This window comes from Afipia sp. OHSU_II-C1 (genome assembly GCF_000497575.1).
Lineage (GTDB): Bacteria > Pseudomonadota > Alphaproteobacteria > Rhizobiales > Xanthobacteraceae > Afipia.
The window spans coordinates 56,249-68,546 of the sequence record NZ_APJI01000023.1; the positions used below are offsets into that span (position 1 = coordinate 56,249).

Annotated in this window: 8 protein-coding genes; 5 read left to right on the forward strand and 3 right to left on the reverse strand. The window is 64.7% G+C overall.

The window, feature by feature from the left end:
• The first annotated feature begins 193 nt into the window (after positions 1-193).
• The 3 genes from I554_RS0122290 to I554_RS0122305 all read left to right on the forward strand — a co-directional run bounded on the left by I554_RS0122290 (position 194) and on the right by I554_RS0122305 (position 6,608).
• On the forward strand, positions 194-3,685 hold the full coding sequence (locus tag I554_RS0122290) for a PAS domain-containing protein (protein WP_024574323.1): 3,492 nt from the start codon (positions 194-196) through the stop codon (positions 3,683-3,685).
• A gap of 142 nt (positions 3,686-3,827) precedes the next feature.
• Complete coding sequence (locus tag I554_RS0122300; protein ID WP_024574322.1) at positions 3,828-4,850, forward strand: Fe(3+) ABC transporter substrate-binding protein; 1,023 nt, start codon at positions 3,828-3,830, stop codon at positions 4,848-4,850.
• 114 nt (positions 4,851-4,964) lie between these two features.
• Positions 4,965-6,608 carry an iron ABC transporter permease gene (locus I554_RS0122305; protein WP_024574321.1) on the forward strand — a complete coding sequence of 548 codons (1,644 nt, stop codon included), beginning with the start codon at positions 4,965-4,967 and terminating at the stop codon, positions 6,606-6,608.
• On the opposite strand, the gene I554_RS0122310 is transcribed toward I554_RS0122305, so the two are convergent.
• Positions 6,605-7,675, reverse strand: a complete 1,071-nt coding sequence (locus tag I554_RS0122310; protein WP_024574320.1) for an AI-2E family transporter — start codon at positions 7,673-7,675, stop codon at positions 6,605-6,607. The two genes, I554_RS0122305 and I554_RS0122310, sit on opposite strands and share 4 nt — an antisense overlap.
• A 149-nt stretch (positions 7,676-7,824) precedes the next feature.
• Between I554_RS0122310 and I554_RS0122315 the strand changes: the two genes are divergently transcribed.
• Positions 7,825-8,412, forward strand: a complete 588-nt coding sequence (locus I554_RS0122315) for a hypothetical protein (protein WP_024574319.1) — start codon at positions 7,825-7,827, stop codon at positions 8,410-8,412.
• Between the two features lie 50 nt (positions 8,413-8,462).
• On the opposite strand, the gene I554_RS0122320 is transcribed toward I554_RS0122315, so the two are convergent.
• Both I554_RS0122320 and I554_RS0122325 read right to left on the reverse strand, forming a co-directional pair.
• A complete protein-coding gene (locus I554_RS0122320; RefSeq protein WP_024574318.1) occupies positions 8,463-9,113 on the reverse strand; it encodes a 3-oxoacid CoA-transferase subunit B in 651 nt (216 codons plus the stop codon).
• A gap of 23 nt (positions 9,114-9,136) precedes the next feature.
• Complete coding sequence (locus I554_RS0122325) at positions 9,137-9,838, reverse strand: CoA transferase subunit A (protein ID WP_024574317.1); 702 nt, start codon at positions 9,836-9,838, stop codon at positions 9,137-9,139.
• Positions 9,839-10,166: 328 nt separating this feature from the next.
• On the opposite strand from I554_RS0122325, the gene I554_RS0122330 reads away from it, so the two are divergent.
• Positions 10,167-12,263, forward strand: coding sequence for an AsmA family protein (locus tag I554_RS0122330; RefSeq protein WP_024574316.1), 2,097 nt, complete (start codon positions 10,167-10,169; stop codon positions 12,261-12,263).
• Positions 12,264-12,298: the final 35 nt, after the last annotated feature.

Consider the following 12,298-nt stretch of genomic DNA (forward strand, 5'->3'; position numbering starts at 1 on the left):
CACCCAACGTCCGAGCGGCGTCGGGGTTCAGCGCAGGCCCGAGGGAATTAACGTTATCGCTGGTTTGGAGCGGTAGTCTCGCGCCGCACTGGTGGACCTTGCGGCAGCCGCGCCATACTAATCATTTGTTAAGGCTGTCCGATCCACCTCCCGCGCCCCAATCAGGGCGCCACGAAAGCGAGACACAGACCCGTTGCCCAAGACCCGCGAAGCCGACTTCCAGCTCCATGGCATCCGCGATCCGCGCCTTGCGGTTCACGCGACAAGCAGCTTGCCTGCGTGGGTCTGGTCGCTCGACGGCGCGCACATTCTTTGGACCAACACAGTCGGAGCGCGGCTGTTCGGCGAACGCAACGCCGCCGCCCTCGCCGAGAAAACCATCGGCCCCGCCGACCCGCATCGCCGCCAGGCCGCTCAGCTGGCAGCGCGATTGTCACCGTCAGGCGCATCACGGCTTGAACGGCTGCGCGGTTTCGGCGCGCCGCTCGGCCGCCTGCTGACATGCTCCTGCGCGCGGCTCACCTTCGCGGACGGAAGCGCCGGGATTCTCATCGCCGCCGCCGATCCTGCCGGACGTCCGATGCCGCTCACCGAGCGGCTTGCGCATCTGGTCGACAGCATTGCCATGCCGGCCATGACATTCACACCGAACGGCGCGCTGGCGGGCGCGAACGAAGCTGCGAAGACATTCCCCGGATTGTTCAACGATCTGACCGGGCCCGGATTCGACGACGCACGCACCGGCGCCCTGCGGAACGGACAATCGATCCTGCAAATGGACTCCAGCCGCGTCACGGTCCATCGCGTCGGCAGCGGCGACGAAACCGCCCTGGTTGCATTGATCGATCCCGTGATCGTGCCCAAGCCGGTGCCCAAGCCGACGCCAGTGGTGCTGGCGCCGGAAGCGGCGGAGCCGGTGCGCGCAAGCGGCACGGAGCATGCTGAGCAGACTGCACCCGCTGAACCCGCTCCGGCTGAAACAAAAACGCCAGCACAGGTTTCCGGCCAGACAACCGCACACGCCGCCGGCGTGACCCCGGTCGATCTTTTCGAATCCGTGTTCGATGACTCGTCCGAACCGGAAGCGCCAGCTCAGACTGTTGCGGACACCGCAGCGCCTCGGCACATCGCGAGCGAAGAACCTGAGCCAGCCGCAGATGCAGACGCGCCGCGCGGAGAGCCCACGCATCACGACAGGCCAGCGGAAAACGTCACGCGCATCTATATTGATGACGAACGACGCCAACCCTCTGCTTCGGCCGACGCCGGCGATGTATCGGCAACGCTGCTTGAGATGGACGGCCCGCCGTTGACGCCGCGGCGGCATCCGCTGCGCTTCATGTGGCACATGGACGAGGACAGCCGCTTCTCGCTTGGCTTCGACGAATTCAGCCGCCTGATCGGCGCGCGCACGGCTGCCGCGTTTGGCCGGCCGTGGGGCGAGATCGCCGATGCGCTCGGCCTCGATCCCGAGGGCCAGGTCGCGGCCGCCGTCGCCACCCGCGACACCTGGAGCGGCATTGTCGTGAACTGGCCTGCCGACGGCGCGGGCGCCCGGCTGCCGGTCGAACTGTCAGGACTGCCGCTCTACGACCGCGCCGGGAATTTCCTGGGCTATCGCGGCTTCGGCATCTGCCGCGACGTCGAAGGCATGGCGAGGCTCGCCGCCCAGCGCCATGACGACGTGTTGTACGCGCCGAAGCCTCCGGCGGCGGCGCAGCCCGGCGAACCGCCGCGGCAAGACACGACGGCGCCCGAGCCGGTCAACGAACACATTGTGGACGAGCCGCCAGCAAGCGTGCTTCCGTCAGAGACGGTGGTGCATGCCGCGGACAGCGTGCAAGATAACTTCCCAAGGGACAGTGTCCCGAAAACGGAGCAGAAGCCCATGGTGGACACTCCGCAGAACGTCGTGCCATTCCCGGTGGCCGAACCGAAATCGCCGACGCTGACGGCTGTCGAAAGCAACGCGTTCGACGAACTGGCGCGGCGGCTGTCGGCGCGTCTGGAGAATGCAGCCGAGGACGAAACGCTCACCGACGCCTCCGTCGCAGAACTGTTTGCTGCCGACGACGCTGCGCCGCCCCATGCACCCGTGTCCGAACCGCCCGCGCTTGAACATCCTCCCGCATTTCTCCAGCCCGAGCCAATCCTGCCGCGTGCCAATGCCGCACAGGATTCGCTGTTGCTCGACCGCCTGCCGGTCGGTGTGCTGGTGTATCGGCTCGACCGGCTGATCTACGCCAACAAGGCGTTTCTCGCCTCCACCGGCTATGAAGACCTTCACGCGCTGACAGAGGCCGGCGGTCTCGATGCGCTGACTGTCGAGGCCGGTGCGGGCTCTGCCAGCAGCACCTCCGAGACCGGCACGCCTGTCGTGATCGCGGCCACCAGCAAGAGCGGCCCGGACAAGGGCGAGCCCGCCGACGCCCGGCTGTTCGCCATCACATGGGACAACGAGCCGGCGCATGCGCTGGTGTTTTCCGGTCCGCGCGCCGAGCCAAGAGGCGAACCGAGGATCGAACCCGCGCCGGCAATCGCCATCACGCCGGTCACGGTCGCCAGCGACGACACCACACAGGCCGAAGAACTCGGCACGATTCTCGACAACACCGCCGAGGGCGTCATTGTCTTCGACGCTCAGGGCCGCGTCCTTTCCTGCAATCGCAGCGCCGAGATACTGTTCGGCCGTGACGACAACGAAATGGCGACGCTCGGTCTGACCGATCTGTTCGCAGCGGACAGCCAGCGCGCCGTGCAGGACTATGTGAGCGAGGTCAGGACCGCCGCGGTGACGAGTCTGCTCAACCACGACCGCGAGATGCTGGGCCGCGCCCGTGACGGCAGCGTCATTCCATTGTCGATGACCCTGGGCCGCACACGGCCGGACGGCGCACGCCTTTTCGCGATCTTCCGTAACCAGTCGCAGACACGGAAAAGCGAAGGCGAACTGGTGCAGGCGAAGCGGCAGGTCGAGCGCGCTGTGAACGCGCGAGCGGACATCCTCGGACGGATCAGCCATGAGGTCCGTATGCCGCTGAACGCCATCATCGGCTTCGCCGACGTGATGATCGACGAGCGCTTCGGCCCGCTCGGCAACGAACGCTATGTCGAATACATGAAGGACATCCGCGCTTCCGGGCAGCGCGTGATGGCGATCATCGACGATCTGCTCGATCTGTCGCGTATCGAAACCGGCAGGATGGAACTGTCGTTCGCGAGCCAGGACCTCAACAGCATGGTCGAGCAATGCGTCGCCGTGATGCAGCCGCAGGCCAATCGCGAACGCATCATCATCCGCACATCGCTCGCCCACGCGCTGCCGACCGTAAAGGCCGACGCCCGCGCGCTGCGCCAGATCGCGCTGAACCTGATCGGCAATTCGATTCATCTGGCCAATGCCGGCGGGCAGGTCATCGTCTCGACCGCCACCACCGATTTCGGCGACATCGTGCTGCGCGTCCGCGACACCGGCCCCGGTCTCAACGACAACGAGATCGCCGCCGCCATGGCGCCGTTCCGCACGACGGGCGCATCGGACCAGACGGCGGATGGCTCGGTGGTAAACCTGTCGCTGACCAAGGCGCTGGTCGAAGCCAACCGCGCGCAATTCCACATCAAGACCGCGCCGCATTCGGGCACGCTGATCGAGGTCGTGTTCTCGCACGCCAGCGCGATCGCCTGATCGCCACTCTGGAATCTCTCTAAATCAGCGATCTCGCGACATCGCGCCGCGTGAATGTGCGCGCTCTCTGCGCTACAGAACCGGCACCGCGCGCTGCAACGCTCAGCGCCGCGACGCTCATCAAAGCTGCCGGAGCCTCATCATGTCACGATCTCGCATTCTCGCCGCCGCAACCGTCATCGCTTCCGCGATGACCCTGAATGCGGCCGCATTCGCCCAATCCGGCGAGGTCAACGTGTACAGCTATCGTGAGAACAAGCTGGTGCAGCCGCTGATCGACGCCTTCACCAAGGACACCGGCATCAAGGTCAATATCGTCTCGGCGAGTTCCGGCCTTGAGCAGCGCATCAAGTCGGAAGGCGCCAACAGTCCCGCCGACGTGCTGCTGACGGTCGATATCGGCCGCATCGATGAAGCCGTGCAGGCCGGGGTGACCCAACCGATCAAGTCAGACGTCATCGACAAGGTCGTACCGGCGCAATATCGCGATCCCGACGGCCACTGGGCCGGCATCTCGATGCGCGCGCGCGTGATCTACGCCTCCAAAGACCGCGTCAAGCAGGACGCCATCACCTATGAGGAACTCGCGGACCCGAAGTGGAAGGGCAAGATCTGCATCCGCTCCGGTCAGCACATCTATAACAACGCGCTGTTCGCGGCCTATGTCGCGCATCACGGCGAAGCGAAAGCCGAAGAATGGCTGCGCGGCGTCAAGGCCAATCTCGCGCAGAAGCCGTCCGGCGGCGACCGCGAGCAGGCGCGCGACGTCGCGGCGGGCAAGTGCGACCTCGCCATCGGCAACACCTATTACTGGGCGCTGATGAACAACGACCCCGACAAGAAGCCATGGGCGGAAGCCACCAGGGTGATCCTGCCGACCTTCGCGGGCGGCGGCACCCATGTGAATCTGTCCGGCGTACTGCTGGCGAAGAACGCGCCCAACCGCGCCAATGCAGTCAAGTTCATCGAATGGTTGGCCGGCGAACACGCGCAGCACCTCTATGCCGATGCCAACTACGAATATCCGGTCCGCGCCGGCGTCGCCGTCAATCCGACCATCGCAGGCTACGGCAAGCTGACCGCCGACACGCTGCCGATCGCGAAGATCGCAGCGAGCCGAAAGGCCGCCTCCACGCTGGTCGACAAGGTCGGCTTCGACAATTGAGGCGCTCGTTCTGATCGACCGATACCAAAAGCCCCTCACCCCAACCCTCTCCCCAGCGAAAGGGCGTTTACGCCCGTCTTCGACGGGTTATGCGGGGAGAGGGAGTGAGGACACGTGACCACCACGCGCGTCGCAGAGCCCGCCGTCTCGGCGCTGGCGGTCTTCACGGCGGCGCTTGTTGCGTTGCCGGTGCTGGCGATCGTCGTGATCGCGGCACAGCCCGCGCCCGGTCTGTGGTCGCATCTTATCGAGTACGTGCTGCCGCTGGCGCTGCGCGACACAGCCGCGCTGCTGATCGGCGTCGGATCAATCGCACTGCTCGCAGGTGCGGGCACCGCGTGGCTGGTGTCATCGCACGATTTCCCGGGACGCGGACTGCTGCTCTGGCTGCTGCCGCTCCCGCTGGCGATTCCGACCTACATTGCGGCTTACGTTTATGTCGATCTGTTCGAACCGCTCGGCCTGATCCACCGCGCGCTGACGCTGTGGCTTCCGCCGCGCGATGCGCTGGCGCTGTTACCGAACCTGCGCTCCCTGCCGGGCGCGATTTTCATCATCGGCATTGTGCTCTATCCGTATGTCTATCTCTCCGCGCGCGCGACCTTCCAGTTGCAGAGCGCCGAGTTTGCCGAAGCCGCGCGCACCCTCGGCGCGGGACGCTGGGATGTGTTTCGCCGCATCTCGCTGCCGATGGCCCGTCCGGCGTTGGCGGTCGGCCTCGCGCTCGTCGCTCTGGAAACGCTGAACGACATCGGCGCCAGCGAGTATCTCGGGGTGCGGACACTCACCGTCTCGATCTTCACCACCTGGCTCAATCGCGGCAGCCTTGCGGGCGCAGCACAACTGTCATGCCTGGTGCTGGTGATCGTCGGCGGACTGATCGCGTTGGAGCGCTATGGCCGCCGCAACGCCGTCACGGAATTTTCGTCCGAGAGTCCCCGGCTGACGCCGCGCACGCCGTTTACCGGACTCAGAGGCTGGCTGGCTTTCACCGCATGCGCCCTGCCTGCGCTGCTCGGCTTCGTCGTGCCGCTGCTGTTTCTGCTGTATCAGAGCATCCATCGATCGTCGGTGACGATGGATACCGCTATCTGGCGCGACGCATTCAGTTCGGTGAGTTTCGCGGCGCTCGCCACCTTCGTCGCGCTGGGTCTCGGACTGGCGACAATCCTCGCCACGCGTTGGCGTCCCGGTTCATGGCGCACATTCTCCGCCAACATCGCGCAGACCGGCTACGCATTGCCGGGACTGGTGCTGGCGCTCGGCCTGCTCTCGCCGGTGCTGACAATCGACAACGTGCTGAACACAATCGCGGCGTGGCTTGGACTCGCGCTGCCCGGCCTGGTGCTGATGGGCTCGGGCGCGGCCGTGGTCATGGCCTATGTGATCCGCTTTCTCGCAGTGCCGACCGGATTTCTGCGGGCCGGCTTCGAGCGCATTCCGTTCGACTATGACGACAGCGCGCGCAGCGCAGGGGCCGGGCAGATCACCGCCATGCGGCGGATTCACCTGCCGCTGCTGCGCCCGGCGCTGCTGGGCGCCGCGATTGTGGTGTTCGTCGATTGCCTGAAGGAACTGCCCGCGACGCTGCTGCTGCGGCCGCTCAATGTCGAGACGCTGGCGACCTCGATCTATCAGTATGCCAGCCGCGGCAGCTTCGAGGACGGCGCCCTCGCCGCGCTTCTGATCGTGGCGGCGAGCATCGGCCCGGTGGCATGGCTGACGCGGTTCTCGGATATTCCGCAGGGACCGGCCTAGAGATCGGTCTCAGCAGCCCGCGCCTTATTCCGCGATATCGAAAAGATATCCCACACCGCGATGAACATCGCAGCGATGACCGGGCCGATGACAAAGCCATTGAGCCCGAAGGCTTCGATGCCGCCCAGCGTCGAGATCAGCACCACATAGTCCGGAAGCTTGGTGTCCTTGCCCACCAGCATCGGGCGCAGCAGATTGTCGACAAGGCCGATGACCAGAAAGCCGTAGGCGATCAGAATCACGCCCTGAAGAAACGATCCAGTGGCCAGCAGATAAAGCGCGACCGGCATCCAGACCAGTCCCGCTCCGACGGCGGGCAGCAGCGACAGGAACGCCATCAACACCGCCCACAGCAGCGCCGCATTGATGCCGAGAATCCAGAAGATCAGACCACCGAGCGCGCCCTGCGCCATGGCGACCAGAAGACTCCCCTTCACCGTGGCGCGGATCACGACCGTAAACTTCTCCAGCAGCGCATCGCGCAGCTCGGCGCGCAGCGGAATCGCGTCCTTGACGCGCCGCGACAGCGCGCCGCCGTCGCGGAACAGGAAGAACAGCAGGTAGAGCATGATCGCGACGTTGACGATGAATTCGAGCGTGCTCTGACCGATGTTCAAGGCCTGGGCCGCGATCTGCTGGCTGCCCTTGAGCAGCCCGGCCGCGATTTTCTCCTGCATCCCGCCGAGGCTTGCGACACCGAAGCGGTCGAGCACACTGGTTACCCATTGCGGCAGCGCATCCAGGATCTGCTGAAACAGCCTGACGAAGTTGAGTTCGCCGGACTGCACCTTCGCGAACACTGCGGCTGCCTGCTGGGTGAGCGACGCGGCGATCAGCGTCAGCGGCAGGATCACGATCATGACGACCAGCAAGATCATCGCCACCGCCGCAAGAGTCGGCCGCTCCGGCATCCGCTGCAGCAACCGCCGGTACAGCGGTGCAAACATGATGGCGATCACCACGCCCCAGAGGATCGCGCCATAGAACGACGTGAGAATCCAGCCGAAGGCCAGCGACACCACGACGATCAGGATCAGGAAGGCCTTGTCTTCGATGCTGCCGCGCATGAGATTGTCCTTTGCAGTTGAGCGCGCCGCCGAAAAAACGCCGCAACGACGTCGCAGCATCGAAAGAGCCTCGGATATACCGTCAGACCTAGCATATTTTATTCTTAACTTGCTGTGCTTGGACCTGCCGCAACCGTATAATGCGTGAGATGATGGAACTTCTGAAATATCGAATCGCCGTCAAGTGCGCCCTTGCTCTCGCCGCTGTACTGACTCTGGCCGCGTCTGCCGCCCAGGCTCAGGTCGCACCCATCCGGTACTGGATCCCAGGCGGGCCTTTCGGGCTCGGCGGCGATACAACGACGCAGTATTGGGACAACGCTCCGGACGAGGACGGTTTCCGCAAGGGCTTCTCGTTCAGCAGCTACAGCATACCGGCAAATTCATTCAACGTCCCGTTCAGCGCCGGCGCATTCACTGTCGGGAGCGGATTGTCGTCCGATGGCGCGCAATACGGCTACAGCTTTAAGGGCATTGGCGACACACCAGTGACACTCTTCGGAGGTGTCAGCTCGCTGCGAACGACACCGGACGTCTTTACATCGATTGTCACGCCCGGCCTGCAGCCTAGCGGCACGCTTGCCACCAGCGTCAACGCCGGGGTCGAATTCAAGCCGACCTCCAACGTCACTCTGTCGCTGTCAGGCAGTTTCGTTCAGTCGAACCCAACCCTCGACACCGACTTGCGCGCGCAATCGCCGTTCGCGCACAATCCCGGCATCTTCGGCCGGCGATAGCGTCGCGCGGCCAATGAGGCCGCGCTGCGCTGTCATGACGGTCCAGGCGTTCAGGCGTTCTTCAACGCGACACGGAAGGTTGCCTCGGTCTTGGCCTTCACCTCATCGAGCGTGACGCCGTCGGCAAGTTCGATCAGCGCCATGCCGTCGTTGCCGTGCTTGTCGATGGTGAACACCGCCAGATCGGTCACGACCATGTCGACCACGCGCTCGCCGGTCAGCGGCAGGTTGCAGCGATGCAGCAGCTTCGCGCCGTCCTTGGCGGAATGCTCCATGACCACGACGACACGCTTGACGCCCGCGACGAGATCCATCGCGCCGCCCATGCCCTTCACCATTTTGCCGGGGATCATCCAGTTGGCGAGGTCGCCGTTCTCGGCAACCTGCATCGCGCCCAGGATCGACAGATCGATATGGCCGCCGCGCACCATCGCGAACGAATCCGCGCTGGAGAAGTAGCTGGTGTCCGGCAGTTCGGTCACGGTCTGCTTGCCGGCGTTGATGAGGTCGGGATCTTCCTCGCCCTCATAGGGGAACGGACCCATGCCCAGCATGCCGTTCTCGCTCTGCAGGGACACATCGACGCCGGCGGGAATGTAGTTGGACACCAGCGTCGGAATGCCGATGCCGAGGTTGACGTAATAGCCGTCGCGCAGTTCCTTCGCGGCGCGCGCTGCCATCTGTTCGCGGGTCCAGGCCATGGGGCTCTCCTTAAGGAAATCTGTTATGCGCGCTTGCGCGTGGTGCGCTGCTCGATCCGCTTCAACGCGGGATCCACGGCGATGATGCGCTGGACGAAAATGCCGGGTGTGTGGATGTGATCGGGATCGATCTCGCCCGCAGGCACCAGATGCTCGACTTCCGCGATCGTGACCTTCGCGGCGGTCGCCATCATCGGGTTAAAGTTGCGTGCGGTCTTGCGGTACACAAGGTTGCCCGCGGTATCGCCCTTCCAGGCGTGAACGATGGCAAGATCGGCGACGAGGCCGGTCTCCATGATGTACTTCTCGCCGTTGAATTCCTTCACTTCCTTGCCCTCGGCGATCAGCGTGCCGACGCCGGTCTTGGTGTAGAAGCCCGGAATGCCTGCGCCGCCGGCGCGGATACGTTCCGCGAGCGTGCCCTGCGGATTGAACTCGAGTTCGAGCTCGCCTGCGAGGTACTGCTGCGCGAACAGCTTGTTCTCGCCGACATAGGACGAGATCATCTTCTTGATCTGGCGGGTTTCCAGCAGGCGGCTGAGGCCGATGCCGTCGACACCGGCATTGTTCGAGACGACCGTCAGGTTCTTGACGCCGGTTTCGCGCAGCGCGTCGGACAGGGTCTCGGCAATGCCGCAGAGACCGAAACCGCCGGACATGACCATCATGCCGTCTTTAACAACGCCATCGAGCGCGGATTTCGCGTCGGGGTAAACCTTGTTCATGGGGGTGCAACCTGATGGAGGAAAACAGGCGGGCAAGCCGCTCGAGTGGTGGTTGGCAAGTCCGAGTTGGGGCCGATTATTAGGCGGAATTTTCAAGGCGCGTCAATCGCGTCGCGGCGTCCCGCCGGTTCGGCCGGCTGCGATCCCGCTTAATGCGACGCATCGTCCGAACACCTTCGAATACCTTTGCTTTTGGGGCGCGATTGCGGGGTTTAAGGCTTCGGATGGCCTTGAAAGCGTCAAGAAAAGCAATCAAGTTGCGGTTGCCCGGCGCAGGGAAACCCGCCGATGCCCGACACAGCAACCTTACCGGATGAACTCATTGACGATGGCCCAAGGGATAAAGCGCCTCGGGATGCCGGTTGCGGCATTTCTCGCTGCCGCGCTGATCGGCCTGATCGCCATTTCATGGATGATCGACGAGAACGCCGTGCGGCTTTCGGTCGAGAAGCAGATTCGCGCAGCGACCGGTCTCGACCTGAAGGTTGGCGGCGACGTCCGCGTCTCGGTTTTTCCCGGTAGCTCCATCACCCTCCGGCAGGTCGGACTGAAAGGCGCGAGTTCGCGCGGCGGCGGCATCGCCGATGAGCCGCTGACCGTTGACGAACTGACCGCCAACCTGCGCCTGCTGCCGCTCCTGATGCGGCGCTATGAAATCGCCGACGTAACGCTGCAGAATCCGCGGATCAACGTAAAGCGCAGCGCCGATGGCCGCAGCAACTGGTCGGCTATCGTCGAAACGCTGGCACGCACCGTGAAGCCCGGCGTCGACAGTCCGGTGTCGTTCTCCGAAATCCGCATCAAGGACGGCGTCCTCACCTATCAGAACGACGCCCGCGATATCGCCGAGACCGTCAACGCGATCGACCTGTCGCTGGCATGGCCGTCGATCTCGCGCTCCTTCGCCGCCACCGGTCAGTTCAACTGGCGGGGCGAACTGGTCGACGGCAGCCTGAGCATCAACGACTTCATCGCCGCGCTCTCCGGCGACCGATCCGGCATCAAGGTCCGGGTCGCGAGCGCGCCGCTCAAGTTCGCTTTCGACGGTGCGATCGCCAACCGCACCAGCCTCCTGATGGAAGGCACGCTGACCGCCGACAGCCCCTCGCTGCGCAACGCCATGCGCTGGGCGGGACAGGCCCCTCCCGGCACCGGCGGCCTCGGACGGTTTTCGCTGAAGGCCCGCACCAATGTGGTCGGCGAATCCATCGCGCTGACCAATGTCAATCTCGAGCTCGATGGCAACACCGCCGAAGGCGTCATCACCTACAGCAACAACGACCGCCAGACCGTGCAGGCGACCTTGGCCGCCGACACGCTCGACTTTTCGCCCTATATCGAGACCATTCGCCTGCTCGCGAGCGGCGCCCGCGACTGGAACCGGCAACTGTTCGATCTGCGCGGCCTCTCCGCCACCGATCTCGACATGCGTCTGTCGGCTGCGAAGGTCACCATCGGCACATCCCGGCTCGGCCGCACCGCGCTCGGCGCCAATCTGCGCAACGGCACGCTGGCGCTGAGCATCGGCGAAGCGCAGATCTACGGCGGCATCCTCAAGGGCTCGTTCGGCATTACCCGGACCGATCCCGATGCGGATGTCAAAGCCCAGTTCCAGTTCACCGATGTCGATCTGGCAAGCTGCGTGCAGGAACTGTTCGGCGTCAACAAGCTGACGGGGCGCGGCAATCTCAACTTCGCGCTGGAAGCCAAGGGCGCCAGCCCGTTTGCGCTGGCGCAGTCGCTCGACGGCACCGCGACACTGACGGGGCATGACGGCGCGATCAGCGGACTCAATGTCGAACAACTTCTGAAGCGTCTCGAGCGCCGCCCGTTGTCGGGCGCCGGCAATTTCCGCAGCGGCTCGACGCCGTTCGAGACGCTGAATATCGCGATCCGCTTCAATGACGGCGTCGCCACCGCAGAAGATGCGCGGATCGAAGGGCCGACCATACGCGTCCTGCTCACCGGCACGGCGTCGGTGCCGTCGCGTGAATACGATCTGAAGGGCGTTGCCAGCCTTGTCGTCGCGAGCGATGTGCCGCCGGCGTTTCAATTGCCGTTCGTGGTGCAAGGGCCGTGGGATGACCCGCTGGTGTTCCCGGATTCGGAATCGCTGCTCCGCCGTTCGCCGGCCTCCGCGCCGCTGCTGGATTCCCTGAAGGACCGCAAGACGCGCGACGCGGTGAAATCGGTGATCGATCGTTTCACCGGCGGTCGAAAAGCTCCCGCCGAACCGGCGGCGGCGCAGCCTCAGGCCGCAGCCCCGCAACCGAGCGCCCCCGCTGCCGTTGTCTTGCCGGTGCCGGTGCTGCCTGCTCCGATTGCGCCCGCTGCGGAAGCCCCCGTTCCGACGCAGTCCACCGAGACGCCCGAGAATCCCACACCACCGGCCGCCACGGAATCAAAATCCGACAAGGCGGACTAGGCCAGCGCCAGTTTCAGAGCCGCGGCCCCCTGCCA